Raw genomic sequence first — 26,012 nt, 5'->3', positions numbered from 1 at the left:
GGACCTCTTGTCAGGCAGGGATTACCAATCGGCAGTCAATGGGGCTGCTGACCAACCGAAAGCCATCGGAAGGCGAGCTGCATGGACATCGGAAACTCGGATGCGGGCGCGCCTGCGGATGCAATGGCGCCAGGCATGATGGCAAACCAGCCATTGAATGGCGGTTTTACCTGCTCTCGATTGTCGAGTTTTTTGGGGTGCCGGAAAGGCCGCCAGGCATTCCGCAAACCACCGATTTAAAGGGGATCCCGTACTTTGCGCAGGGCTATCCTGGCCACCGGATGCACTGCCGCTCGTCGGACTTTTGATCATTTTTTGATCAAAATCCGCAAGTTGCGATTACTATGCCCCGGCGATCAGGAAGCGCCCTGGCATTTGCATCGTCGACGCGACCCGCATCTGTCTCCCCCCTCGGAACGACTCCGCATGCACAAGTTCATGTGCAGGGGATTGCTCGTTTCGAAAAAAGGCAACTGGCGAATGCAGGCCCGTGACACACGTGCCGCATCTCCCGACCGGCCTTTGCGTTCGCAGCAGATGGCGAACGTCCGAAACCATTTGTCCAATGCCGCTGTTGCATCAGTACAGCCGCTTAAATCGTTAGAAAAGAGGTAAACCATGGAGCTTTTTCACCTTGTTGCGTCCCTGCTTCAGCAGCCGGCAACGATGGAACTGACCCGCATGGGTGTTGTGTACGCTCACCTTATCGCTTGCTGCGTGGCCATCGGCCTGGTCCTGACCAGCGATATCGCCATGATCAAGCAACTGTTCCAAGGCACCGATTCGACCGCTGCCGACAAGGAACATCTGCATATGCTGAAGAAGACCGTGCTGATGGCGCTGGCTGCACTCTGGGTGACCGGTATCGGCATCCTGGCGCTGGACTACTCGGTCAAGGGCGCGATGTACTTCCTCAACCCCAAGCTGCAGGCCAAGATTCTGGTCGTGGCGCTCCTGACCCTCAACGGCTGGGTGCTGCACAGCGTGGTGATGCCGGCGATGGACAAGGCCGGCAGCCTGCTCAAGCTTGATATCAATGCCCGCTCCATCGCGCTGTTCTCGGGCGTCGTTTCCGGAGTGTCCTGGTTCTACGGCGCGATGCTGGGTATCGCCCGTCCGCTGAGCTGGAAGTACTCCCTGGGCGAAATCATGGTCGCCTACCCGGTGCTGATCGTCGTCGGCTTCGCCGCGATGAGCCTGCTGGTCAAGTGGGCCGCCAACCGGGCTGAAGCCAAGGCTCCCGCCCGCATGAATCCTGCGCTCGCCTCCTGGTAAGCGTGGGCGGGCACGGAAGCCCGACCTTATCCAAGAGCCGCAGGGTGCCTAATGGCACCCTGCGGCTTTTTCGTTGAAGCCCTGTCGATTGCCCGTTGATGGGATGGGTGCCTACGAGCCCGGCGAATCGTCGGTCTGGATTTCATCCCAACTGCTGTCGGGGTCGAAGCGGGTCATGGTCTTGGCGAGCTTTTCGCCGTTGGGGCCGAGGTCTTTCTGAAAGATCTGCCCTTCGTGGCTGATCATGAAGCTCATCACACCGCTGTCGCCGTATTGTGCCGGCCAGGCGACGAGGGCGAAGCCACGGCTCATGGCCTTGCCGAGCATGTAGTTGTAGGCGCCACCGGGCGCCGAAGGGCCCTGGGCGGTGAGGATGCGGAAGTGATAGCCGTGCCAGTCGTCACCCTTGGTCTGGCCACCGAACAGCGGGCCGAGAGGGCTCTCTTGCGTGCCGTCTTCGTCGGCCCAGTAGAGGCCATCATGCTGGCCATCGGTGCTGATGAATTTCTGCGCGTACTCGAGCACGCCGTCGCCATTGCGGTCGACTTCGGCGTAGTCCATCTGCGCGTCGTGGTAAGCCTCGGTGGCCTGGATGGCGGCCAGTTCGTTGCGGCCGATGCGCCGCAGGCGGATTTCCTCGCCGCCGGCCCGGGCATCGAAATGCCAGCCTTCCTTGCTCTGCACCAGGGGGATGGGCAGCGTCCAGGGGTCATTGCCGACCACGATGTGGGCGCGGCCCTGAACGGCGCTCTGGATTTCGTGTTTTTCCTTGTAGTAGGCGAGGAAGGCGTCGACATCCTTGCGTGCGATGCCCTTGGTAGGGATGTAGTCCTGCCATTTGGGCCCCAGCAACGCGGCCAGGCGTGCGGCATCGGCCTTTTCGGTGCCGAGCGCGGCGACGAAGGCATCCGCGGCGGCTTGCGGGTTCTTGAAGTGGTCCTGCGCACCGGCGCCCAGGGCGCAGGTGGCCAGCGACAGCAGGGCGAAGATGCGGATTGCGCGGTTCATGTGCTGTCTCCTTTCAGCGCCGACGGCCACCACCGCCACGGGACGGTGATTGGGCTGGGCGTTGCACCTGCCGACCGGCAGAAGCCTTTTGCGGCCGCGAGGCAGAGGCCCGGCTGGCCGTACCCCGATTCGTGGCCGCGCGCGCCTGGGACGGCTGGCGCGCACCGTCGAATGCATTGTTCCGCGGGCCCTGCCGGCTGGCGGATTGCTGCTGGCGGGCCTGTTGCCTTACTTGCTGGTTGTTCTGCGCGCGCGGGCGTTGTTGCTGGCGGCTCGCATCGGTGCGCTGGCGCTGCTGCACGGCACTTTCGGCCCGCTGGCGCTGCGGGTCATTGCGCAGATCGCGTGAGGCGGTCTGGGCCCTTTCGCGGGCTTGCTGGTTGCTGGTGGCGGGCGCCTGGATACCGCGCTGCTGCAGGCTCTGACTGGCACGCTGGCGCTCGGCGGTACGCTGGGAATCATAGCCACGCAGGGCCTGGCGCTGTTCGCCGCCGGACATGCGCAGGCCGTTCTGCTGGCGGTTGCGGTTGTCACGGTAGGGCACGCCGTCGCGATTGACCGGGTTGTGGACGAATTTGTTCTGGCTGCGGTCGATCTGCCGGTTGGTGTTGATGTTGTTGTACTTGTTGACGTCGATATCGACGTCGCCGCCGCCCCAGTCGCAGTCGCCCCAGAGGGAGTTGACGATGCCCACGCCAACGCCGAAGGCCAGGCCAGTCGCCAGGGCGGTGGCGACGGGGTAGCCGTAGCTGGGCGGCGGCGGGTAATAGGGCGGCGGGTAGGACGGGTACGACCAGCTGCCGTAGACCACCGTGGGGTTGTAGCTGGGCACGTAGACCACCTGCGGGTCGGCGGGCTCGATGACGATGGTCTGGGAGGCCGGCTGCACCACGGTGGTGGTGGAGCTGGGCGCAACCGGCGCGGCCTGCTGGACGGTCACTTTCTGCTGCTCGTTGGATTGCAGGTTGCCGGCGGCCTGGGCCTGGCGCCTCAGCCGCTGAACGGAATCCATCACGTCATTGGGCTGGGCGAGGAAGGCATCCCCCACGCGCTGCACCCAGGCCGGGTCCTGGCCGAGGGTGGCGAGCACCTGCGGGAAGGCCACCAGGGATTGAACGCTGGGGTCCCAGGGTTCGTTGGCCACCTGCTTCACGGCGGCGTCACCCTGGACATCCGGGTGGGCCTTGGACCAGGCGACGGCATCGGCCACATTGCCCGGGTAGGTCGCGGCCATCAGGACCTGGGCCAGCAGCGAGTCCGGGTAGAGGGCGATGGGCGCCATCATCTGGTCGAGCTCTTCGGTCCTGAACACCGCCTGGCTGGCGGCGGGTTGAGCCGCCGGCGCGGCTGCGGGGGCGGCTGCTGGGGCGGCCTCGGGCGCGGCGGAAACGCCGGCACTGGGCGCAGCGTCGCCTTCGCCGGCGGAAATGCCGGCATCCGTGGCGGCGAAAAGCGGGCTGCTGGTCAGCAGGGCGAGCATCACCGCGCTGATTCTGTTGCGGACTGGCATGGTGCATCTCCCGCAGAGGAGTTGGGTTGTCCCTTAACCCGGCAAAGGCGCGCGCCCTACCACTGCCGTTGAGAAACGATAGACCAGCGGGCGGGACCGAGCCGCTCCAAACTGACAGAAATGTAATCACCCGCCGTTTCCCGTTATGGCAATTTTGCGCCTGAGCCGCGCAGCAGCAGGTTGCGCGGCGCCTCATTCGACTGACTGGATTGAAACGGCATGCAATGCAAAACCTCGCGGCGGACCTTTGTCAAAGGCCTGGCCGCCGGCGGCATTCTCGGGGGCCTGGGGCTGTGGAAGACGCCCGTCTGGGCGGTGACCAGCCCGGGCCAGCCAACGGTGCTCAGCGGCACCGAATTCGACCTGTTCATCGGCAAGACGCCGGTGAACCTCACTGGCAAGGCGCGCATCGCCAAGACCATCAATGGCACCCTGCCCGGCCCGCTGCTGCGCTGGCGCGAGGGCGACACCGTGACCCTGCGGGTGCGCAACCGCCTGGACGAGGACACCTCCATCCACTGGCACGGCATGATCCTGCCGGCCAACATGGACGGCGTACCGGGCTTCAGCTTCGCCGGCATCGCGCCGGACGGCATGTACGAATACCGCTTCCAGGTGAAGCAGCACGGCACCTACTGGTACCACAGCCATTCCGGCTTCCAGGAGCAGGTGGGTGTGTACGGCCCCATCGTGATCGACCCGAAGGAGCCGGAGCCTTATCAGTACCAGCGCGACTACGTGGTGATGCTGAGCGACTGGACTGACGAAGACCCCGCCCGCGTACTGGCCAAGCTGAAGAAGCAATCTGACTACTACAACCAGCACAGGCGCACCGTCGGCGACTTCATCAACGACGTCGGCGAGCAGGGCTGGGGCGCCGCCATGGCCGACCGCAAGATGTGGGCGGAAATGAAGATGAGCCCGACGGACCTCGCGGACGTCAGCGGCGCCACCTACACCTACCTGCTCAACGGCCAGGCGCCGGATGGCAACTGGACCGGGCTGTTCCAGCCGGGCGAGAAGATCCGCCTGCGCTTCATCAACGGCTCGGCCATGACCTATTTCGACGTGCGCATCCCCGGCCTGAAGATGACCGTGATCGCCGCCGACGGCCAGCCGGTGGAGCCGGTGAGCGTGGACGAGTTCCGCATCGCCGTGGCCGAAACCTATGACGTGCTGGTGGAGCCGGCAGGCGCCGAGGCCTACACCCTGTTCGCCCAGTCCATGGACCGCTCCGGCTTCGCCCGCGGCACCTTGGCCCTGCGCGAGGGGCTCAGCGCGCCGGTGCCGGAGCCCGACCCGCGCCCGCTGATCAACATGGCCGACATGGGCATGGACCACGGTTCCATGGGGCATGGCGACATGGCGGGAATGGATCACTCCGGCATGGCGGGAATGGATCATTCGAAGATGGCCGGCATGGACCACTCCAGCATGGCAGGCATGGACCACTCGCAGATGGCCGGCATGGACCATTCCAACATGGCCGGCATGGACCACTCGCAGATGGCGAGCATGGACCACTCCAAGATGGCCGGCATGGGTGGCCAGATGCAGGCCCACCCCGCGTCGGAAACCGGCAACCCGCTGGTGGACATGCAGGCCATGACCACGGCGCCCAAGCTGGACGATCCGGGCATCGGCCTGCGTGACAACGGCCGCCGCGTGCTCACCTACTCCGACCTGCGCAGCACCTTCCCCGACCCGGACGGCCGCGAGCCGGGCCGTACCATCGAGTTGCACCTCACGGGGCACATGGAACGCTTCTCCTGGTCCTTCAACGGCATCCCTTTCGCCGATGCGGAACCGCTGCTTCTGAAGTACGGCGAGCGCCTGCGCATCACCCTGGTCAACGACACCATGATGACCCACCCCATCCACCTCCACGGCATGTGGAGCGACCTGGAAGACGAGGCGGGCAACTTCCTGGTGCGCAAGCACACCATCGATATACCGCCCGGCTCGAAACGCAGCTATCGCGTCACGGCCGATGTCCTGGGCCGCTGGGCCTACCACTGTCACCTGCTCTTCCACATGGAAATGGGCATGTTCCGCGAAGTCCGTGTGGACGAATGAAGGAGAAACCGATGAGCAAAAGCATGCAGACCCTCACCGCCGCCGCCCTGGCCTTTGCCCTGCTGGCGCCCGCCGCCTGGGCCGGTGACGACCAGAAGGCCAAGGCCGCCGACGCGCAACCGATGAACCATGGCCAGATGAAGGACGGGCAGATGGATCACAGCCAGATGCAGAACATGGACCACAGCAAGATGCAGGGCATGGACCACAGCAAGATGGACCACAGCGCCATGCAACAGGGCCACGACGGCAAGCCCAGGACGGATCGCAAAGATGACCAGTAGTCTCAAGCGCCCTGCCCTGCTCGCGCTGGCCGTGGCCCTTGCCGCGGCAGGAGGCACAAGGGCGGCGGAAACCATGGATCATGGCTCCATGGATCACAGCCAGATGAACCATGGCCAGATGGTTCATGACGAAAACGAACAGGCCCAGCCACCCGGCTACGGCAGCCGCACCCCCATCCCGGCGCCGACCGAGGCCGACCGCGCCGCCGCCTTCCCGCAGCTGCCGCCTCACCACATGCACACCGGCGGCATCAACAGCCTGTTCCTGATGGACAAGCTGGAGTACCAGGACGCCGACGACGCCAGCGTGCTGAATTGGGATGCTTCGGGCTGGATCGGCGGCGACGTCAACCGTTTCTGGTTCCGCTCGGAAGGCGAACGCGCCAACGGCAGGACCGAGAAAGCCGAAGTGCAGGCGCTCTATGGCCGCGCCATCAGCCCCTGGTGGGAAGTGGTGGGCGGCGTGCGCCAGGACTTCAAACCCGGCACGCCGCAGACCTGGGCGGCCTTTGGCGTGCAGGGCATGCCCTTGTACGGCCTGGAGACCGAGGCCACCGCCTTTCTCGGCGAGAACGGCCAGAGCGCCCTGCGCCTGGAAGGCGACTACGACATCCTGCTGACCAACCGACTGATCCTGCAGCCCACGGCGGAAGTGAACCTCTACGGCCGCAACGACCACGAGCGCGGGGTGGGTTCAGGGCTGGGCAACACCGAGGTGGGCCTGCGCCTGCGCTACGAGATCGTCCGCGAGTTCGCGCCTTACATAGGCGTCACCTGGAACCGCAATTACGGCAACACCGCCGACTTCGCCCGCGAGGAAGGTGAGGACAACGACGAAGCCCGCTTCGTCGCCGGTATCCGCTTCTGGTTCTGAGACCCCCAACATGAAAAGAACAATAAAGACCCTGGCCCTCGCCGGCCTGGTGGCCGCCGCCGGCGTGGGCGGCGTGGTCTACAGCGGTGCGGTCAACGTCGCCGCCGACGACCCGCACTTTTCCCTGGTGCATGCGTTTCTTACCGCCGCCCGCGACCGCTCCATCGAAGTGCGCTCACGGGATATCCAGGTGCCGCCGCTGGACGATGCCGAGCTGATCCGCACCGGCGCCGGCAACTACGACGCCATGTGCGTGGGCTGTCACTTGGCCCCGGGGCTGGAGGCCAGCGAACTCAGCCAGGCGCTCTACCCCGCCCCGCCGAACCTCGCCCGGCAAGGTGTGGACGGCGACCCGGCGGCGGCCTTCTGGGTGATCAAGCACGGCATCAAGGCCACCGGGATGGCGGCCTGGGGCAAGAGCATGGAAGACCAGCACATCTGGGGACTGGTGGCCTTTCTCCAACAGCTGCCGGAACTGGACGAGACCGGCTATCGCCAGCTGGTGGCCAGCAGTGAGGGGCACCAGCATGGCGGTGGGGAAAGCGCTCCCCATGGGCATGGCGAGGAGATGGCGGAAGACGAGGGGCATGGGCATGGGGAGGGGCATGGGCATTAGTGCCGGCCCACGCTCCCCTTCCTCCAGCCCCTGTGATTCGCGCCTGCAGGAGAGCAACAACCAGTAAGCCTCGATCCCGCTGGAGGCGAGCGCAGAGGAAGATGGCTAAGGACCCACCCCAGCGTCCAACTCGGCACGGGCAGCCCCCTCTCCCGGAGGGAGAGGGGAGCTAGTCCGTGCCTAGTCGGAACGGTATGCCTCGAACCGGCGGGCCTTGATTCCGAAGGTTGGGCTGAGGTACGAAGCCCAACGCTGTATTACCCACCATCGCTACGTTGGGCCTCGCTGCGCTCGGACCAGCGTGGCCCGCACCAACCTACAAGAGCTAACCTACTTCGCCCCGAGATCCCCGCTCGCCCAGCGCGCTTCGCTGTTTTCCAAAGCGCTGGCGATGGTGGCGAGCCGGTCGTCCGGCAGGGTTCCCGGCAGCGGATCGACACCGGCGCTGACGAAGAGCTGGGCGTAGGCATTGCGCAGTTCGGCGTAGGCCAGGTCGCGCTGGAGTTGGGCATCGAGGGTGTTCAGTTCGCCCTGGATCAGTTCCAGCTCGCCGATGTTCTGCGCCTGGTGGCGATTGCGCAGTTGCTCGACGATCTGCCCGTCCAGGTCGGCCAGTTGCTGGTTGGTCTGGAACTGCCGCAGGGCTTCCTGGTAGTTGGCATTGGCCACGTAGAGCTGCGCCAGCACGGCCATGGACATGGCCTGGCGGCGGGCCGCGGCGACGGACTCGCCGGCCTTGGCGACGTCGATGGCGGCCGGTGCGGAGATGGCGTTGAACAGGTTCCAGGTGACCTTCACGCCGTAGTCGGCCCAGCTCTGGTTCACCAGGAAGGAGTTGCTGTCGTAGTGGCCGCCGGCGGAGAACTCCAGGCCCGGCAGCATGCGCAGCATGGCCTTGCGGGTTTCCGCGGCGCTGATGCGCGCCTGGTAGTCCTGCTCGCGCAGTTCGGGGCGGCTGGCCAGGGCTTCCTCTTCCAGGCGGGTGATGTCCACCTTGAGTTCGGGCACCGGGTAGTCGTCGCTGGCGGCCAGGCTGTAGTCGGTGTTCAGCGGCAGGTTGACCAGCGCGGCCAGTTCGGTCTTGGCCAGGGACAGCGCGCGGCGCTGCTCTTCCAACTGGCGGGTGGCCTCGATCAGGCCGCGCTGGTAGCTCAGGGCCTGCACCGGGTCGCCAATGCGTTCGCGGCTCATGTGCTGGCTGCTGTTGCGCGCCTCGTCCACCCGCGCCATCAGGCCGTCGATCTGCTTGAGCAGGCGGTCGGCGGCCACCGCCCGCCAGTAGGCCGAGCGCACGTCCTGGATGATGGTGTGGACCACCTTGCGGCGGCGTTCCTGGACGATCAGGCGCTGGTCGGCCTGCTGCTTGGCGCTGACATAGCTGACACCGAAGTCCAGCACGTTCCACACCATGGTCAGGTCGGCCACGCCGCGGTCGCGGTCCTGGGAAGTCGAGGGCTCCAGGGACTGGGTGTCGGTCAGCACGCTCTGGCTGCTGGAGGCACTGACGTTGCTGCGCCCGGCGTAGCCCGCTTCCATGGCCATGCGCGGCAGCATGTCGAAGCTGGCGAGGTCCACCTGGCGCTTGGCCAGGGCCTCCTCCATCACCTTCAGGCGCGCTTCGAGGTTGTACTTCACCGCGCGGGCCATGGCCTGGTGCAGGGTCAGGGGCCCGCTGAGGGGCTCCTGGTCCTTGAACATGGCCTGCAGGTCCTGGCGGGCACGCTGCTCGCTGACGCTGCGGTCGATGGGCTGGCTGGTCACCGCGCAACCGCTGATGGCCAGCGCCAGCACGCTGACACTGAAGAATTTCCCTGCTCTGCTCATCCTTGGGCCGCCCCCTTGGTCACGGCGTACACATTGTTCTGATTCGTTCCGATCAGGCCTGCGGCGGATCCGCCTGGATCTGCGCCAGCGCCCGGGCCAACTCGTCGACCTGTCGTTGTTGGTTGTCCTGGATGTCTTGCAGCTGCTGGCCCAGCGTGGGCGCGCCAACGCCGCCCTGCGCGTCCTGTCCGGCATCCGCCGAGCGGCGCCAGAGCCTGGCGTCGAACAGCTTCATCTCGCTGGAGTCGTCCGGCTTGTCCCTGTTGAAGAAGCTGGCCAGGCTGCTGGTGCCGAAGACCCCGGCATCGCCCCCACCGAAACCGAGGAAGCCGTTGGCCGAAGCGTCGCCATCACTGACACCGCCGGCGGCGAATACCTGGGCGATGAAGCTCGGCGCCACGGCACCGTTGTGCCGGAAGAGGCTGCCCAGGGTCGGGAAACCGCTGCCCGGGGTCTGCACCTCGAACAGCGGCAATGGCAGCAGCGGCGAACTGAAGGGTGGCGGCGGCGGCCCCGGCAGGAGCATGTCGATTGGCGCATTGGGTGTGTCCGGGATGCGCAGCGGCGATTCGATGCGGAACTGCGGGTCACCTTCGCCCTGGCTGAGGACATAGCTTTCGCCCACCAGGCTGCCCACCAGCAGGTTGCCGGCGGCATCCGTGATGCCGGTGCCGGGGCTGTTCAGGCTGATACCCAGCGAGCCGTTGCCGGCGACATTGCCGACTGTGACCTGGTAGGTCCGTGCGTCCACCTGCTCCAGCGATTGCAGGGTGCCGACGGCATTGCCGGTGGTGTTCAGGCTGAGGTAGTCGAGGTCCAGGCCGCTGACGTCCTCGCTGAAGGTCAGGGTGAAACGCAGGGTACGGGCCGAGGTGGGTGAGGCATCCGCGCGAACCAGGCCGATGGCACTCGGCGCCGTTGTGTCGACGACCACGCCATGGGTGTCGCCGACGCCGTTCAGCGCCAGGTTCAGGTCATTGCCGGCAGCATCGCGCAGGGTGCCGCCGTTGCTCGCAAGTCCGCTGACGGCAATGCCGTCGGCATCGTTGTCGCCCGGCTGCACGCGGTACTGGAACACCAGTCTGCCACTGCCCGAGCCGGCCACGTAGTCGGCGAACACCGTGCTGCCGCCCATGTCCAGGGCGAGACGCGGGGTGCCGTTGACGAACACCGCCTCGCTGGCGTTGACCACGAAGGTCAGTACATCGCCGGCGTTGTAGGAAAGTCCCACCGGCACGCCGACGCTGGCGACCCTGGGCACCACGGCGTCCACCCGCACACCGGCGGTGCTGGCAAGGTTGTTCAGGCTGGTGTCGGCGTCATTGCCCACGGCATCGCGCAGGGTTGCACCGTTGGCCAGGATGGCGCTGCCGACGCTGATGCCATTGCTGTCGAACTGGCCACTGGCGACGGTCAGGCGGAACACCAGCGCGGAGCTGCCGGAGCCGCCGAGGTAGTCGGCGAAGACGGTTCCACCGCCGTCCAGGGTGACGGCGAGGCGCGGGCTCCCACCGCTGGTGTCGACCGTCAGCGCCTCGCTGAAGTTGACGGTGAAGTCCAGGTGCTGCCCGGCCACATAGGTGCCGTTGGCCGGCACGTCCACACGGGTGATCAGGGGCGCATCGCGGTCGAGGCTGTACAGGTCGCCCACCAGGCCACCGCTGACCGGGTTGCGGGCGCCGTCGATGATGCCCGTGCCGCTGGCATTCAGGTCGAGGCCGAGGGTGCCGGTGCCGGACAAGCCATCGACGGTCACGGTGTAGGTGCGGGCATTCACCTGCACCAGGTTGGCCAGGCTGCCGCTGGCGGTGCCGGTGGTCACCAGGCTGAAGTCGCTGAGATCCACACCGTTGACATCCTCGTCGAAAGTGACGGTGTAGCGCACGCTGCCCGCGTTGGTCGGGCTGGCGTCGACCCGCACGATGCCGCTGGCGTTCGGCGCCCGGGTGTCGATCGCCACGCCGCGGGTATCGCCGACGTTGTTCAGGGTCAGGTCCATGTCATTGCCGGCGGCATCGCGCAGGGTCGCGCCATTGCTGGCCAGGCCGGTCACAGTGAGGCCATTGGCGTCGTTTTCGCCCGGCTGCACGCGGTACTGGAACACCAGGGCGCTGCTGCCGGAGCCGGACAGGTAATCGGCGAACACGGTGCTGCCGCCGATATCCAGGGCGAGACGCGGGGCGCCGTTGACGAACACCGCCTCGCTGGCATTGACCACGAAGGTCAGCAGGTCGCCGGCCCGGTATTGAAGCCAGGTCGGTACGCTGACACTGGCCACGCCCGGTGCCACGGCATCCACCTGCACACCGGCGGTACTGGCGACGTTGTTGAGGGTGGTGTCGGCGTCGTTGCCCAGCCCATCACGCAGGGTCGCGCCGTTGGCCTGGATGGCGCTGCCGACGCTGATGCCGTTGCTGTCGAACTGGCCGCTGGCGACGGTCAGGCGGAACACCAGCGCGGTGCTGCCGGAACCGCTGAGGTAATCGGCGAACACCGTACCGCCACCGTCCAGGGTGACGGCGATGCGCGGGGTGCCGCCGCTGGTGTCGACGGTCACCGCTTCGCTGAGGTTGACGGTGAAGTCGAGGTTCTGGCCCGCGACGTAGATGCCGTCGGCCGGAACGCTGACGCTGGTGACGGTGGGCGCATCGAGATCGAGGCTGTACAGCGCGCCCGCCAGGCCACCGCTGATGGCATTGCCGGCGAGGTCGACGATCCCGGTGCCGGCACCATTGAGGTCGAGCCCCAGGGTGCCGGTGCCGGAGAGACCACTGACGGTGAGCCGGTAGGTCCGCGGGTCGACCTGCACGATGCTCGCCAGGCTGCCGCCAACGGTGCCGGTGGTCACCAGGGTGAAGTCGGCCGGATCGACGCCCGTGACATCCTCGCTGAAGGTAACGCTGAAGCGCACGCTGCCGGCGTTGGTCGGCGAGGGGTCGAGAGTGACGATGCCGCTCGGACCGGGCGCAATGGTGTCGACCAGCACACCGCTGGTGTCGCCGATCGCGTTCAGCGTCAGGTTCAGGTCATTGCCGGCGGCGTCGCGCAGGGCTCCGCCATTGCTCGCGAGACTGGAGACGACAATGCCGTCGGCGTCGTTGTCGCCGGCCTGGACGCTGTACTGGAACACCAGGGTGCTGGTGCCGGAGCCGCTCACATAGTTGGCGAATACCGTGCTGCCGCCGATATCCAGGGCGAGACGCGGGGTGCCGGTGACGAGCACCGCCTCGCTGGCGTTGACCGCGAAGGTCAGCACATCGCCGGCGTTGTATCGCACGGCAGGGGGCACGCTGACACTGGACACCGTGGGCGCCACGGCGTCCACCCGCACGCCCGTGGTGCTGGCGACGTTGTTCAGGGTGGTGTCGGCGTCGTTGCCCACGGCATCGCGCAGGGTCGCGCCGTTGGCCTGGAGGATGCTGCCGACGCTGATGCCATTGGTATCGAACTGGCCAGTGGCGACGGTCAGGCGGAACACCAGCGCGGTGGTGCCGGAGCCGCTGAGGTAATTGGCGAACACCGTGCCGCCGCCGTCCAGGATGACGGCGAGGCGCGGGATGCCGCCGCTGGTATCGACCGTCACCGCTTCGCTGAGGTTGACGGTGAAGTCGAGGTTCTGCCCAGCCACATAGGTGCCGTTGGCCGGCACGCCGACGCTGGCGACGGTGGGTGCGATGCCATCGATGACGATAGCGCTCTGGCCGGCCAGGGAGTTGCCGCCGGCCAGGGCCGGCAGGGTGAGGATCGCGTCGTCGTTGGCCGCGCTGCGAATGGTGGCGCCGTTGAGGGCCAGCGCGGTGGTGGACTGGTAGTTCAGGTCAGCGCTGAGGTCGCCGGCCTGCACCGTATAGCTGAAGGTCAGGGTGTTGCTGCCGGAGCCCGACACGTATGTCGCGACACGATCGGTACTGCCGGTTTCCAGCAGCAGCGTGGGTACGCCGCCGCTCACGGTGACGGCCTGGTCGAAGGTAACGCTGACGCTGACCGTGTCGCCCACCTTGTAGCCGCCGTCGGGACTGGCGCCGGCGACGCTGGTGATGGACGGATTGGGCTGGTCGACATCGATCAGGATGGTGTCGCTGTCGGTCTGGTTACCGCCGCTGCCCGACAGGCCGAGGTCGTTGCTGGTGATCTGCAGCGACGCGGGGCCGTGATAGCCCGACGTGGGTGTGAAGCTCAGTCCGGCCAGGGCGTTGTTGATGGCGCTGACGGTGCCATCGAAGGTCATGGTGCCGTCGCCGCTGCCGCTGCCCACGGAGAACACCAGGCCGGAGATGCTGCCCAGGGTGATCAGGCCGTTGCTGGCAGTGAGGGTGACCTGCACGGTGCCGCCGCCGGCGTCCACATCGGCGATGGAAACCGCGTTGCCGTTGCCGGTGCTGAAGACCAGGTTGCCATTCTCCAGCACGGTCTGGCTGCCTGGCACGCTATTGACCGGCGCATCGTTCACGGCACTGACCACCAGGGTGAGCGAGGTGCTGCCCGTCTGGCTGCCACCGGTGCCGGTGTTGCCGCCGTCGTCGATGCTCAGCGAGAGCACCACGTTGCTGGTGGCGTTGCTGGCAGTGGTGTAGCTGACGGCGCCGCTGGCGAGGAAGGCATTGATATCCGGCAGCGTGCCGCTGAGGCTGAGGGTGCCGGTCCCGGAGCCGAGCACGGTCACGCCGGCCCCACTGCTGGCGCTGAGGGACCCGCTGCCAGGCGCGACACTGAACTGGACGCTGACCACGCCGGAGCCGGCATCGATGTCGCCAAAGCTGATGCCGGTGAGCGCCTGCGGGATGTCCTCGGTGACGTTGATGCTGGCCGGGGCATTGACGACCGGCGCGTCGTTCACCGGGGTCATGGTAAGGGTGACGTTGTCGCTGTCGCTCCCGGCAGCGCCGCCGGTGTTGCCGCCGTCGTCGATGGAGGCGGTTAGCGTGATGCTGCTGGTGCTATTGGGCGCGGTCTGGAAGCTGACCTGGCCGCCGGCGATGAAAGCGTTGATGTTGCTGATCGAGCCGGTCAGCGTCAGGGCGGACGCGGTGCCACCCACGGTGACGCCGCCGCCACTGGTGGCGCCCAGGCTGCCCGAGGGAACGCTCAGGGTAACGGTGACGCTGCCGCCGCCCGCATCGAGATCGCTGAAGCTGATGCCGGTGATGGCGGTGGCGACATCTTCGCTCACAGTGATACTGCCCGGCACCGTGACGATCGGCGCATCGTTGGTGGTAGCCACTGTGACGGTGCGGTTGGCCGTCGCGCTGAAGCTGTTGCCGTCGCTTACCGCGAAACCGATGGTGCGGGTAGCGGTAGCCGGCGTATCCGAGCTGTTGCCGTAGGTGACGACGCGCAGCGCGGCCTGCCATTGCGCCGCGGAGGCGCCACCGGCGGACGTCAGCGTCAGCACGCCGGTGGCACTGTTGTAGCTGCCGGTGATGTCACCCATGGTGGCCGGGTTGCTGCTGAAGGCCAGCACATCCTGGCCGCTCTGGAAGCCGCCAACGATCGTCACCGTGGCGCTTTGCAGAAGCGACGAATCGGCATCGGACAGGGTGATGCCCGGGTCGATCACCATCGGGGTCGAGGCGACATTGTCGCCTTCGATGAAGGCCGCGCTGCCACCGCTGGTGGTGACCACCGGCGCATCGTCGATGGCGGTGACTGTGATACTGGCGGTATCGCTGGCGCTGGAGAACGCCGTGGCACCGCCGGTGGCGCTGGCATCCACCTTGGTTCCCTGCTGCCCGGCGGTTGCGCCGCTCTGGTCCCAGGCGCGATAGGTCAGGCTGGCACTGGTGCCATTGATGCCGTCCGGCACGAATCTCACCCGGTCGGTGGAGCGCAACAGCAATGCGGCACTGTCGGCGACGCTGCCCACATTCGACCAGCTGCCGCCGCCATCCAGGCTGTACTGCCAGGTGCCGTTGCCTGCGTTCAGGCCGGTGATGGCGATGCCGCTGACCGCGCCGCTGTCGACGTCGCCGATCGTGCCACCCGCGAAGCTGGCAACCAGTTGGCCGGGATTATTGACGTCGCCATCGGTGAGACCGGTCAGGGTGGGCGCGACCGGGGTAAGCACCGGCGCGTCGTTGATGCTGCTGACGGTGAGTGTGGCGAGCGCCGTGCCGCTGGAGAACGCCGTGCTGCCGCCATTGGTGGTGGTATCCGCCGTGCTGCGGGTGCCGTTGGTGGATGCCGTGCCGCTGGTCTGGTCCCAGGCCCGGAGGGTCAGGGTCGCGGTCTCGCCATTCTGGGCATTGGGGACATAGCGCAGCTGGCTACTGGCGGAAAGCAGCAGCGCCGCGTTGCCGGCGACGCTGCCGATGCCGCTCCAGGTCAGGCCGTCGGTGGAGTACTGCCAGGTGCCGTTGCCGCTGCTGGCAGTGAGGGCGATGCCGACGCTGGAACTGTCGGGGTCGCTTGCCGTCAGGCCGCCCAGCAGGCTGCTGACGGTGACGGCAGTGGACGTCGCATCCTCGCTGGTGCCGGCCCAGGCATAGGGGCCGCCGGACAGGGTCGGCGCGTCGTTCACGGAAGTGATGGCAACCTGCGAGGTAGCGTTGCCTGAGGCCACTCCATTGCTGTCGGTGACGGTGAAGTTGATCTGCCGGGTGCCATCGGTACCGCCGAAGGTGGGGTCGTCGGAGGTCGAGGAATAGCTGACCGAGCGCAGCGCGGTCTGCAAGGCAGCCAGGGTGCCGGGTCCGGTCAGAGTCAGCACGCCGGTCGCGCTGTTGAAGCTGGTGGCGAAGCCTCCGGGCGTGCCGACGCTCAGCACGTCGCCAGTACGGAAATCGCTGATGGTGACCGTGGCGCCCTGGAAGTTGGCGCTATCCGGGTCACTGATGGTCAGGGTCGAGCTGAGCACCGCGCCGGCGCCATTTTCGGTGTAGAACGCGGTGTCGTTGGCCGGCGCCAGGCTCGGCGCGTCGTTCACCGGCGTCACTGCCACGGTCGAGGTGATATTGGGGCTGGCGCTGTTGTTGCTGCCACCACTGTCGGTGACGCTGGTGATGGTGACCGCACGGCTCGTGCCGCCCGGACTGTCGCTGGTGTTGCGGTAGGTGATGCCGTCGACCAGCGTGCCCATCTGGATATTCGTACGGCTCATGCCCGACAGGGTGACGATCGCCGTGCTGCCGGCAACGCTGACGCTGTAGTTGCCGATGCCGGCGATGGTGCCGCTGTTGCCATTGTTGAGGGCGATGTCGCTGCCGCCGATATTCAGCAGCTCGCTGGCACCGTTGCTGACGTTGGTCACGCTCAGGGTCATGCCGCTGAAGGACTGGCCGCTGTCGTGGGTGTCGGCCGTCACACTGCTGAACAGATCGACCGCGCTGCCATTCTCGGTGAAGGACGGGTTGCTGCCGGTGGCGGACAGGCTCGGTGCGATCAGGGGCGGGTCGGTATCGCCGCTGAAGTTGTCGAAGTTGGTGCCGAAGAAGTCGGTGGAGGTGATCTGCACCTGGTCGACACGGAGACTGCCGAACGTCAGCGTTCCGGAAGTACCAACGGCCATGGCCTGGTTGGCCCCCACCGCCACCCCGTCGAGAAATCCACGCACGTTGGTGGTACCACCGCTGGCGTTGTCGATGAAGATACTGCTGAAGGTGAAGTCCTGACCGTCGGTGCGTGCGATGGTGACCCGTTCGACGGCATTGGTGGCGTCGAACGAGAGCATATTGATCGACGCGGAGCCGCCAGCGCCGTTGATGTTTTCCCAGGCGAAGTCACCGCCATCACCATCGCTGGTGAACGTGAAGGTATAGGACACCCCTCCCAGGGTACGGGTGAATGTGGTGACGCCGGAAATGCCATTGGCACTGGTTAAATCATCGGCAAACGCAGCCAGCAGGCCGCTGTAATCGGTCAGGTCCAGAGCGGCCGCTTCCACTTCACCCTGGCTGACCTCCAACACCCAGTCCCCGCCCATGCCCGCGGCGCCGGTCAGGTCACTGGAAGCGGCGACATCCGCCCCGGTGGCCGCGGCCAGGCCATCGATGAACCCCTGTCCTTCCCCATCGGCACCGACCCGGCAGCCGTACAGCAGGATGTCGCCCCCGCTGTCCAGGGATTGGCCGATGGCGTCCAGCAGCTCGTTGCGACTGGCGAGGTCACCATCTTCCAGCCAGTCATTGCCGAGCTGGACCTTGCCGACATCGCCATGGCTGAGGATATGGATGGCATCGATGCCGCTGCGGCCATCGAGGTAGTCGGCCATCTGCTGCAGGCCGTCCTTGCTGGCATCCAGCACCACCACCTCGGTGCCGGGTTTGAGGCCGCCGACCAATTGCTGGTAGTCCTTCACCTGGCTGTCGACGAACACCACCTCCTGGCGGTTATCGCTCGTGCCGGCGGGGGTCGCGGCCAGGCTATCGCTGGCCGCCTGGGTATCGGTGGCGGACGGCTGGACGTCGGTGGCATCCGCGGCCGGCGGGGTGTCCGTCACTTCCGCAGTGGTGGCGGCAACCGCGCCGTCGAACATCATCCGCGGCTCGAGCGCCACGGCCAACGCGCTTCGCGCCGGCGGGTTCGACGATGATCGGGGGGCACGCTTCTTCCACCACATGAGGCACCGCCTGGTGCATTGAAAAGGGGGAAGGCCGCGAACGGCTTCCCCCCACAGCCTGTTGCGAGTCCGGTTCGCCGGAAGCAACCGGGATCAGCTGCGCGACGGGAAGATCCCCTCCAGCGCGATCACGAAGTTGACGCCCAGGTACGGGTTACGGATCGGCACGGGCAGGCCGCCGCCCGAGGCACCGACGGTGATGCCCGGCATGTCGCCCATCACACTGACGTTGAAGGGCGCCAGGGTGGTGTCGGGTGCGCCGGTGGCATACAGGGTGCCGGCCCGGCCGGAGGCCGAAATCGGCCCGAGTACGGTGGTCGGCCCCGGGTTGGCCTGGGTGGTGCCGGTGGTCGCGGCGGGAACGGCAGCCTGCCCGGAGGCGGTGATGGAGTTGCTGGTAGGCGCCGCGGTATGGGTGTGCGCGGGCATCTGGTTGGTGAGCAGGGTCACGTTCTCGGTGCCGGCCACTTCACCGATCTCGATCCCCGACAGGCCCGGGCCCTGCCCCTGCCCCACCGGGCTGCGGCCGCGCAGATCCGGCAGGGCGAAGGTGGTCTGGCCATTACCGCCGTACATAGTGCCCAGTAGCGAGAACAGCGCCGTGTTTTGCGAGATGGACATCAATGCGCCTTGGCAGAAGGCCCAGCCACGGGGCGCGAAATTGAAGCCGACCATACGGATTTCGCCGAGAAAGGGTTCGCTCATCGCTGTTGCTCCTTGTGGGTGCCGACCATGCGGCAGGTTGCGCATCGCTGCGCGGGACAACCTCTTGATCCGGTTCGCTTCAGGGGGCCCTTCGGCTGTGGAACACCGCCTGCAGCAGGTGGCGTTCGCCGTCCTCGTCCGGGCCGATCGGGGTCAGCAGCACCTGCCACTGCGCCGAACTGGGGCTGCGCAGCAGGTAGCTGTGCTGCGGCAACTGGATGCCGGCGGGCTGGGCGAAGACGGCGCTGTAGCATTCATGACGGGCGTTCATCGCCGTGCCTTCGCTGACCTCCACCAGGGTCACGACGAGGCCTTCGCTGCCTTCCCAGCTCAGGTGCCAGGGCTGCTGGAGTTGCTGTTCGAACTCCTGGCGAGTCGGGATCGAGCTCATGCGGACACCTCCAGCGCGCGCTGCGAACGGGCGTCGCGGCGCATTTGCAGATAGACGTGGTTGCTGCCGGTAACGACGAATCCGAAGCGGTCGTAGAGGCGCCGGGCCGGGTTGCCGGCCTCGACGAACAGGCGGATGGCCCGTCCGGCCTCGTCCGCCTCGCGGGTCAGGGCCTGCAGGTAGGAGGTGCCGATACCCCGCTGCCGCCATTCGGGGAGCAGGGCGATATCGATCAGGTTGAAGGTGCTGGGCCCGCGAAAGACATAGAGCCGGCCGATGGCCCGGTCGCGATCGCAGATCAGGGAGAACTCCGCGTCGCCGTAGTGCTCCTGGTAGTAGCGGTGCTGGGCGTCGAATTGTTGGCCAAGGAAGGTGTCGATGGCCGGCTGGCTCCAGCCGGTGGAGGCCATCTCGTCGGCGCGGGTGGTCGCATAAAGGGCACGCAGGAACGCCATATCGGCGTCCGCGATGAGGCGAAGGTTCAACTCCAGGCTCGGCATGGCGTCGTGCGTCCTTGCTGGCGGCACCCTGGGTGGAAGGGGCCGACTCCGTATTATTGTGCTATCACGCGACCTCAACAGCAGGAGAGTAGTCGAAGGCCTTGGCCAATCGCCACCGTTTCCCGAATTAGCGATGGGATTTTTCCTAAACAGCTGTATGAATCCGCGACTCTAGGCCCCTCCCCGGCCGCCAGCCGGCAGCTCAGAAACCGCTTTCCCTCACGCCCAACGCGGCCAGCCGACGCCAGGCGGCGCCGAGCAGCGACTGCCCCTGCCCGCCCAGCACCACCACGCCGCGCAGGGGCTGGGCCGGCTGGATGGGCGCATCCGGCAGGCTGAGGCGCACACCGTACTGGGCCTGCACCGGCTCGGCGCGACGCTGGGCATCGCGGCGCACGGCAATGGGCCCGTCGTGGTCGGAGGTGAGGGCTTCCAGTTCCAGGAAGGCGACGCCGGTGGCATCCACTTCCTCGAGGCGGACCGGCAGCGCCGGGCGCGCCGGGTCGTCGGCGATAAAGCGCCCTTCGGCACCCGGTTGGACACGCCAGAGGTGTTCTTCAGCCAGGTAGCCACGCAGCCGCAGGCCGGGCTCCACCACCCGCGCCAGGGCATCGGCGGGGCCGAGCCAGCGGCCGGGGCTCAGGTCCGGCAGCAGGTCGCGCACCACCCCGGCCTGGGGTGCGCGCAGTTGCAGGCGTTCGCGCTGGGCGGCGAGGCCACGGTACTCGGCCACGGCCTCGGCCAGGCGCTGTTCGAGGATGCCGACATCGGCCGCGGTCTCGCTGCGCCCGGCCTGGCGGCGCAACTGCAGCTGGAGGATCTCGATCTCGCGGCGAACGATGGCCTGGCGCGCATCCAGGTCAGGGGACTCCAGTTCCAGCAACAGGTCGCCCTGCCCCACCGCCTGGCCGTCCCGTACCTGAAGTTGCTTCAGCCGTGCCGCCAGGGGCGCGTGCAACGCGGTGGAAGCGGAAGCCTCCAGCAGGGCCGGAACCTCCACCGAACTGCGCCAGGGCAGCGCCAGCAAGGCCAGCAGCGCCAGCAGACCGGCGCCGGTGAGCAACATCCGGCCCGGCTCGGCCTGGTGGCGGCGCTGCCACCATTCACGCAGCTCCCGCCAGACCGGCAGGCCGATGAACCAGACCAGCTCCACCAGCATCAGGAAGAGGCCCAATAGCTTGAAGAACAGGTGGTAGACCGCCAGGGCGATACCGAAGAACAGCACCGCGCGCCACAGCCAGGAGCCGTAGCCCCAGAGCAGCAGGCGCCGCGCCATGGCCGGCCGCCAGGGCTCGGGCATGGCTTCGCCGTAGCCGAACAGCGCTTCGCGCAGGCGCCAGCGGCACAGGGCGAAGGCCCGCGCCTGGAGGTTGTCGACGCCCCAGAGGTCGCTGAGCAGGAAGTAGCCGTCGAAACGCATGAAGGGGTTGAGGTTGATCAGCACCGTGGTGACCCAGGTGGCGCTGGCCAGCATGAAGGCCGAGGTGCGCGCCGGGCCGTCCGGCAGCAGCGACCAGGCCAGCAGCGCCAGCACCGCCAGCAGCAGTTCGGCGAGCACGCCGCCGGCGCCGATCAGCAGCCGCGAGCGGCGGTCGTTGACCCGCCAGGCGTCGCTGACGTCGGTGTAGAACATCGGCAGCAGCACCATGAAGGCCAGCCCCATGCTCTGCACCCGGCAGCCGGCGCGCTTGGCCATGAAGGCATGGCCGAACTCGTGGCAGAGCTTGGCGAAGGCCAGGGCGATGCCGAAGGCCAGCGCGCCGCCCAGGCTGAACAGGTGCGGGAAAGTGGCGATAAAGCGCTCCCAGTCCCGCGCCACCAGGAACAGGCCGAGGACCAACAGCAGCGGCAGGCCCCAGCGCAGCAGTGAGGGGCCGGTGCGTTGCAGCACGGGCCAGGCGCGATTGAGGAAGGCATCCGGGCGCCACAGCGGGATGCGGAAGAACAGGTAGTGGTGCAGCACCCGCTGCCACAGGCCCTGGCGCTGGGCGGCGGCCCGGGCGGCATAGCCGGCGCGCTGTTCGGCATCCAGGGCGGCGATCAGGTCATGGCCACGGAGAAAGCGCAGCAGTTCCTCCAGCTCGACGGCACCCAGCGACAGCCCAGGCTCGGCGTTGGCCGCCGCCAGGACCCGCTGCGGCTCGCCCAGGGCCCAGTGGCGGAGCAGGCGCACGGCGCTGGCACCGAGCTTGAAGTAGCGCCCGCGCAGGGGGTCGGCCAGGGTCCACTGGGGCGCGCCGTCCAACCCGGGCGCGGCCGGCGACAGCTGCAGGTCGGGACGCAGCGCCGGCAGCATCAGAAGCCCAGGCTCTGGCGCAGCGCGGCCAGGGGCCGGCGCAGCAGGTAATAGGCCAGGGGCGCACGCTCGCCGAACAGCTTGGCGGTGCCGCGCAGGCCGATGCGCGGCGGCGCCTCGGCGAAGGCGGCGTCGAGACGGTAGGCCAGCTTGCCGGCAGCGGTGGTCTCGGCCTCGTAGGCGGCACGTTCGAGGCGTGCGCCGTGGCGATCGAGGGGATCGCTGTCGAGGAACAGCGCCACTTCGGCGCCGGGCTGCAGGGCGATGGCATCGCCCACCGGCAGCTCGATGCGCAGTTCGGCCTGGGCCGGATCGGCGATCTGCATCAGCCGCTCGCCGGTCTGCACCGGCTTGCCGGTCCAGCGCTCGGCATCGGCGAACACCGCGATGCCGGCCCGTTCGGCGCGCACTTCGCTGCGCGCCAGCAGTTGGCGGGCGTAGTCGCGCTCGGCGCGCTTCTGCTCCACCCGCGCAGCCAGCAGGTCGATGCGTGCGCTGGATTCGGCATCGGCGAAAGCACGCTGGGTGCTGGTCTTGAGTTCGGCCTCGGCCACGCCCAGGGCACGCTCGGCGACATCCGCCTGGGCCTTGAGGCTGGTGGCGTCGAAGCGCACCAGCAGCTCGCCGGCAGCCACGTTCTGGTTGGGCTTGACCAGGAATTCGGCAATCACCCCGTCCAGGGGCGCCGCCACCACCCGGCCGCCCTGGGGCACCACCTCGGCCGGCGCCAGCACCGACTGGCGCACCGGCACCAGGAGCAACAGGCAGAGACCGGCGGCCAGGGCCAGGCGTGTCTTCGTCGGCCAGCGCAGGCGCCAGGGCTTGCGCGGCTGCAGGGCCAGCCAGGCATGGGCGTAGGTATCGCCAAGCTGGACCAGCAGGGTCTGCTCGGCTTCATTGAAAGGCTGTTCGCGGGCCAGCCAGAGGCCACCGAAGGTGGCGCCGCCACGATCCTTCAGGGGTAGCCAGAAGGCCTGGGCAGCGGACAGCGCCTGCCAGTCGGCACAGGACTGCGCGTCCAGCCGCGCGGTCTGGACGGCGCCGGGCTCGTCCAGCAGCCCATGGCCGAGCAATTGCCCGGCGGCGCCCTCGACGAAGGCCACGAAGGGGGCATTGGGCTCGACCAGGCTGATGCCGGTGAGGGCGCGCACCTTGCCGGCGATCAGCAGCGCGGCATGGCGGAAGCCGAACAGCGCCTGGCCGTCGTTGACCATGGCGAAAGCCAGCTGCTCGGTGCTGGCGGCCTGGCGGGCCTGTTTCTCCAGGCCGAGAAAGAGCGCGAAGACGCGCTCGGCGCCACCGGGCAGGGCCGCGCTCATGGCGTCTCCGCGAAGTGCGCGGTACCGCTCATGCCGGCCAGCAGGCCTTGGGCATCGGCCGGCAGGCCGCCGATCAGCAGCAGGGTCTGGCTGCCTTCGTCGATCCGTGCGCCCAGGCGCTTGACCACGGCCTGCAGCGGCTGGCCGGTTTCATCGGGGACGAAGCTGAAGCTCTGCTCCGGCTTGAGCCGGTTCAGCCAGCGCGAAGGCACCAGCAGATGGATCTCCAGGGTGCGGTTGTCCACCACTTCCAGCAGCGGCGCGCCGGCCGCCACGCTTTCGAAGGGCTGCACCTTGCGCGCCACCACCTGGCCGTCGAAGGGTGCCTTGACCTGGCAGCGCTGCACCTGCACCTGGTAGACCTGGGCCTCGGCCTGGGACTGCGCCTGGCGCGCCTCGGCCAGGGCCACTTCGAAACGGCCCACCGAATTGAGAGCGGCCAGTTGCTGCTTGTTCTTCAGTTCTTCACGGGCCGCGCGCACGGCGGAATTGGCGGCATTCAGCTGGGCCTGGTAGGCGCTGCAGTCGAAACGCACCAGCACGTCGCCCTGCTTGAACGCCTGGCCTTCGGCATAAGGCATTTCATTGATACGTCCAGCCAGTTCGCTGGACAGCACCGCCTGGTTGCGGGCCCGCAGCACGCCGCGAGCGTCGCTGCTGGCCGTGGCCTGCGCGGCGGGCGCATCGAGCAAGGGATCCTGGGCCGGCGGTTCCTCCGCCCAGGTGGTGGCGACCAGTCCCATCAAACCCAACAGCGTCCACAGCGTGCGCATCATGGCGGCCCTTCCCTGGAAGACTGGGCCTGAGTCTAAGAGAGCTGTCGGACAATAGGAATCTGAATGCAGGAATTATCTTGCTCCCGAGGGCCCTGGCTACACGGACAGTCGTAGGGTGAAAATCGCGAAGCGATTTCCACCAGCGAACAAGCCGGCTTGCGCCAGGGATCGAGGCCGCTTGGTGGACAGAAAAGCGCTGTCCACCCTACGAAACGATGGGAGCGAATTCATTCGCGAATAAGTTCGCTACCACAAGGTAGAGCCACCCACTCCTTCAGACCATCTCCAGTGGCCGCCGGCGCCGTGGCGGAGGGAAGCTGTGGTCGATCAGGGCGAGGTCGTCGGCGCTGAGACTGAGGCGGTGGGCCTCGGCGTTCTGCTTTATATGGAGGGGATCGACGGCCTTGGGGATGACCATCACCCCCTCCTGGCGCAGGGCCCAGGCCAAGGCCACCTGGGCGGGGCTGGCGCCATGGCGGTGGGCCACCTCGTTGAGGGCGGCATTGCGCAGCAGTTGGGCACCCCGCCCTACCGGGCAGTAGGCCATCAGCGGCATCCCCTGTTGCCGCTGCCAGGGCAGCAGGTCGAATTCGATGCCGCGCGCTTCCGGGTTGTAGAGCACCTGGTTGGCGGCGCAACCGGCGGGCAGTTCAACGAAGTCATCCAGATCGAGATTGGAGACGCCCCAACGGGCGATCTTGCCCTGTTCGCGCAGGCGCTCGAAGGCTTCCACGGTCTCCTCCAGCGGGTGCTCGCCGCGCCAGTGCAGCAGATAGAGGTCGAGGTGATCGGTGCCCAGCCGTTTGAGGCTGCGCTCACAGGCCAGGGCAGTCCCTGTGCGGCTGGCGTTCCAGGGGTAGACCTTGCTGACCAGGAAGACCTGTCCGCGCAGGCCGGCGATGGCCTCCCCCACCACCTCCTCGGCGCCGCCTTCGGCATACATCTCGGCGGTGTCGATCAGTTTCAGCCCCAGCTCCAGCCCCTGGCGCAGGGCGGCGACTTCGCGCTTGCGCTCACTGCGGCTCTCGCCCATGTGCCAGGTGCCCTGGCCGATCGCGGGCACCCGGGTGCCGTCGGGGAAGGTGATGCTTTGCATGGCGTGTTCCTCGGAAAGTCCGTTCATTCGGGATTGCCGGCAGCTGGGGCGCGATATTCCCGCAATGGGCCTGAGCGCTCAAGCCCACGAGGGGCGCCGACCACCACGACGCGTTGGCAGAACGGGGCCCCTGCAGCAATGGACCATCGCGCCCCGCCGCAAGTGCCAGGCACCGTCATGATGCACCCGACGGCGGCGGGGCTCAGCCCGTCGGCTTCGCCTCCAGCAAGAGCGACAGCGGCTCGCCGGTGTCCGGGTGGGCCGGCTCGCGCAGCGCCTCGATGCGGTAGCCGCAGCGCCGCAGCAGCTCGCACCAGGACGCCAGAGTGCGGAAATACCAGGGCATGGGCTCGGGGAACTCGCCTTCGAAGGCGGCGAAGTCCTCGTGGCGCCAGCCATCCCGATAGCCTTCCCGGCCCCGCGCCTGCCAGGGGTGGACGGTCTGGATCAGCAGCACGCCATCCACGCCAAGCAATTCGCGCACCGCCGCCAGCAGGGGTTCGAGCCGTTCCTCGAAGAGGGAGAAATTGCACACCACGACATCGAAGCGGCCCAGTTGGCCGGGGTCGGCCTGCAATTGGGCATAGTCCAGGCAGCGAAACACGCCGCCCGCTACCTGCGCCGCCTCTACCAGGGGTTCCGAGGCGTCGATGCCCAGCACGTCCACCCCCTGGGCGGCCAGCGCCCGGCACAGCCAGCCCTCCCCGCAGCCCAGGTCCAGCACCCGCGCTGGGCAGTTGGCCAGTACCGCCTCGGCGATGGCGCGATCAGTGGCCAATCGCCTGCTTTCGATACGGTTTTCCCGCACCACACGTGTCCAGGCCGGGGCATTGGCATGCCAGCTGAGGTCGAGTTGCTTCCGATTGTCGCCTGTCATTGATTCGCTCCCATTTTGCCGTCACTCCGCC

The 26,012-nt window shown here is 67.4% G+C and carries 16 protein-coding genes and 1 pseudogene; 5 read left to right on the top strand and 12 right to left on the bottom strand.

Annotated elements, in window-relative coordinates; genetic code table 11:
• Positions 1 to 618: 618 nt before the first annotated feature.
• Entirely contained in the window at positions 619 to 1,275 is a 657-nt protein-coding gene (locus tag ACFW0H_RS05550; protein ID WP_422912898.1) for a hypothetical protein, read from the top strand.
• A 111-nt stretch (positions 1,276 to 1,386) separates the two neighbouring features.
• On the opposite strand, the gene ACFW0H_RS05545 is transcribed toward ACFW0H_RS05550, so the two are convergent.
• Together ACFW0H_RS05545 and ACFW0H_RS05540 are read right to left on the bottom strand one after the other, a co-directional pair.
• Positions 1,387 to 2,283, bottom strand: a complete 897-nt coding sequence (locus ACFW0H_RS05545; protein ID WP_422912897.1) for a DUF2950 domain-containing protein — start codon at positions 2,281 to 2,283, stop codon at positions 1,387 to 1,389.
• Positions 2,284 to 2,296: 13 nt separating this feature from the next.
• The gene (locus ACFW0H_RS05540) at positions 2,297 to 3,793 is read right to left on the bottom strand and encodes a DUF3300 domain-containing protein (protein ID WP_422912896.1); all 1,497 of its coding nucleotides are present in this window, start codon (positions 3,791 to 3,793) and stop codon (positions 2,297 to 2,299) included.
• Positions 3,794 to 4,012: 219 nt separating this feature from the next.
• Here ACFW0H_RS05540 and ACFW0H_RS05535 point away from each other — a divergent pair, with 219 nt between their 5' ends.
• From ACFW0H_RS05535 to ACFW0H_RS05520, 4 genes and pseudogenes are all read left to right on the top strand, one after another.
• Entirely contained in the window at positions 4,013 to 5,869 is a 1,857-nt protein-coding gene (locus ACFW0H_RS05535; protein ID WP_422912895.1) for a copper resistance system multicopper oxidase, read from the top strand.
• Positions 5,870 to 5,880: 11 nt separating this feature from the next.
• Entirely contained in the window at positions 5,881 to 6,153 is a 273-nt protein-coding gene (locus tag ACFW0H_RS05530; RefSeq protein ID WP_422912894.1) for a hypothetical protein, read from the top strand.
• On the top strand, positions 6,143 to 7,027 hold the full coding sequence (locus ACFW0H_RS05525) for a copper resistance protein B (protein WP_422912893.1): 885 nt from the start codon (positions 6,143 to 6,145) through the stop codon (positions 7,025 to 7,027). The genes ACFW0H_RS05530 and ACFW0H_RS05525 overlap by 11 nt, the downstream gene beginning before the upstream one ends.
• A gap of 10 nt (positions 7,028 to 7,037) precedes the next feature.
• A pseudogene (locus ACFW0H_RS05520) lies at positions 7,038 to 7,637 on the top strand (c-type cytochrome); the annotation flags it as partial.
• Positions 7,638 to 7,973: 336 nt separating this feature from the next.
• On the opposite strand, the gene ACFW0H_RS05515 reads toward ACFW0H_RS05520, so the two are convergent.
• The 10 genes from ACFW0H_RS05515 to ACFW0H_RS05470 form a co-directional block, all read right to left on the bottom strand.
• Positions 7,974 to 9,467, bottom strand: a complete 1,494-nt coding sequence (locus ACFW0H_RS05515; RefSeq protein WP_422912892.1) for a TolC family protein — start codon at positions 9,465 to 9,467, stop codon at positions 7,974 to 7,976.
• A 52-nt stretch (positions 9,468 to 9,519) separates the two neighbouring features.
• Entirely contained in the window at positions 9,520 to 17,958 is an 8,439-nt protein-coding gene (locus ACFW0H_RS05510; RefSeq protein WP_422912891.1) for a DUF4347 domain-containing protein, read from the bottom strand.
• Between the two features lie 156 nt (positions 17,959 to 18,114).
• Positions 18,115 to 18,726 (bottom strand): phage tail protein, encoded by a 612-nt coding sequence (locus tag ACFW0H_RS05505; protein WP_422912890.1) that lies wholly within the window; start codon positions 18,724 to 18,726, stop codon positions 18,115 to 18,117.
• 79 nt (positions 18,727 to 18,805) lie between these two features.
• The gene (locus tag ACFW0H_RS05500; RefSeq protein WP_422912889.1) at positions 18,806 to 19,117 is read right to left on the bottom strand and encodes a DUF6916 family protein; all 312 of its coding nucleotides are present in this window, start codon (positions 19,115 to 19,117) and stop codon (positions 18,806 to 18,808) included.
• Complete coding sequence (locus tag ACFW0H_RS05495; RefSeq protein ID WP_422912888.1) at positions 19,114 to 19,602, bottom strand: GNAT family N-acetyltransferase; 489 nt, start codon at positions 19,600 to 19,602, stop codon at positions 19,114 to 19,116. The genes ACFW0H_RS05500 and ACFW0H_RS05495 overlap by 4 nt, the downstream gene beginning before the upstream one ends.
• A gap of 217 nt (positions 19,603 to 19,819) precedes the next feature.
• On the bottom strand, positions 19,820 to 21,916 hold the full coding sequence (locus ACFW0H_RS05490) for an HlyD family efflux transporter periplasmic adaptor subunit (RefSeq protein WP_422912991.1): 2,097 nt from the start codon (positions 21,914 to 21,916) through the stop codon (positions 19,820 to 19,822).
• Positions 21,913 to 23,232 carry an efflux RND transporter periplasmic adaptor subunit gene (locus ACFW0H_RS05485; RefSeq protein WP_422912887.1) on the bottom strand — a complete coding sequence of 440 codons (1,320 nt, stop codon included), beginning with the start codon at positions 23,230 to 23,232 and terminating at the stop codon, positions 21,913 to 21,915. Before ACFW0H_RS05485 ends, ACFW0H_RS05490 begins: the two co-directional genes overlap by 4 nt.
• The gene (locus ACFW0H_RS05480; RefSeq protein WP_422912886.1) at positions 23,229 to 24,008 is read right to left on the bottom strand and encodes an efflux RND transporter periplasmic adaptor subunit; all 780 of its coding nucleotides are present in this window, start codon (positions 24,006 to 24,008) and stop codon (positions 23,229 to 23,231) included. Before ACFW0H_RS05480 ends, ACFW0H_RS05485 begins: the two co-directional genes overlap by 4 nt.
• A gap of 274 nt (positions 24,009 to 24,282) precedes the next feature.
• Complete coding sequence (locus tag ACFW0H_RS05475; protein ID WP_422912885.1) at positions 24,283 to 25,104, bottom strand: aldo/keto reductase; 822 nt, start codon at positions 25,102 to 25,104, stop codon at positions 24,283 to 24,285.
• Positions 25,105 to 25,306: 202 nt separating this feature from the next.
• Positions 25,307 to 25,981 (bottom strand): class I SAM-dependent methyltransferase, encoded by a 675-nt coding sequence (locus ACFW0H_RS05470; RefSeq protein ID WP_422912884.1) that lies wholly within the window; start codon positions 25,979 to 25,981, stop codon positions 25,307 to 25,309.
• Positions 25,982 to 26,012: the final 31 nt, after the last annotated feature.

The sequence above is a fragment of the Metapseudomonas cellulosilytica genome (assembly GCF_049334135.1).
Taxonomy (GTDB): Bacteria; Pseudomonadota; Gammaproteobacteria; order Pseudomonadales; family Pseudomonadaceae; genus Metapseudomonas.
Note: the sequence above shows the minus strand (reverse complement) of the source record. Positions and strands in the feature narration are given on the sequence as shown.

Bases quoted from the DNA above. Each gene is read 5' to 3' on its own strand.
- ACFW0H_RS05550 (WP_422912898.1), top strand. From the start codon at position 619: ATGGAGCTTTTTCACCTTGTTGCGTCCCTGCTTCAGCAGCCGGCAACG.
- ACFW0H_RS05545 (WP_422912897.1), bottom strand. From the start codon at position 2,283: ATGAACCGCGCAATCCGCATCTTCGCCCTGCTGTCGCTGGCCACCTGC.
- ACFW0H_RS05540 (WP_422912896.1), bottom strand. From the start codon at position 3,793: ATGCCAGTCCGCAACAGAATCAGCGCGGTGATGCTCGCCCTGCTGACC.
- ACFW0H_RS05535 (WP_422912895.1), top strand. From the start codon at position 4,013: ATGCAATGCAAAACCTCGCGGCGGACCTTTGTCAAAGGCCTGGCCGCC.
- ACFW0H_RS05530 (WP_422912894.1), top strand. From the start codon at position 5,881: ATGAGCAAAAGCATGCAGACCCTCACCGCCGCCGCCCTGGCCTTTGCC.
- ACFW0H_RS05525 (WP_422912893.1), top strand. From the start codon at position 6,143: ATGACCAGTAGTCTCAAGCGCCCTGCCCTGCTCGCGCTGGCCGTGGCC.
- ACFW0H_RS05515 (WP_422912892.1), bottom strand. From the start codon at position 9,467: ATGAGCAGAGCAGGGAAATTCTTCAGTGTCAGCGTGCTGGCGCTGGCC.
- ACFW0H_RS05505 (WP_422912890.1), bottom strand. From the start codon at position 18,726: ATGAGCGAACCCTTTCTCGGCGAAATCCGTATGGTCGGCTTCAATTTC.
- ACFW0H_RS05500 (WP_422912889.1), bottom strand. From the start codon at position 19,117: ATGAGCTCGATCCCGACTCGCCAGGAGTTCGAACAGCAACTCCAGCAG.
- ACFW0H_RS05485 (WP_422912887.1), bottom strand. From the start codon at position 23,232: ATGAGCGCGGCCCTGCCCGGTGGCGCCGAGCGCGTCTTCGCGCTCTTT.
- ACFW0H_RS05480 (WP_422912886.1), bottom strand. From the start codon at position 24,008: ATGATGCGCACGCTGTGGACGCTGTTGGGTTTGATGGGACTGGTCGCC.
- ACFW0H_RS05475 (WP_422912885.1), bottom strand. From the start codon at position 25,104: ATGCAAAGCATCACCTTCCCCGACGGCACCCGGGTGCCCGCGATCGGC.
- ACFW0H_RS05470 (WP_422912884.1), bottom strand. From the start codon at position 25,981: ATGACAGGCGACAATCGGAAGCAACTCGACCTCAGCTGGCATGCCAAT.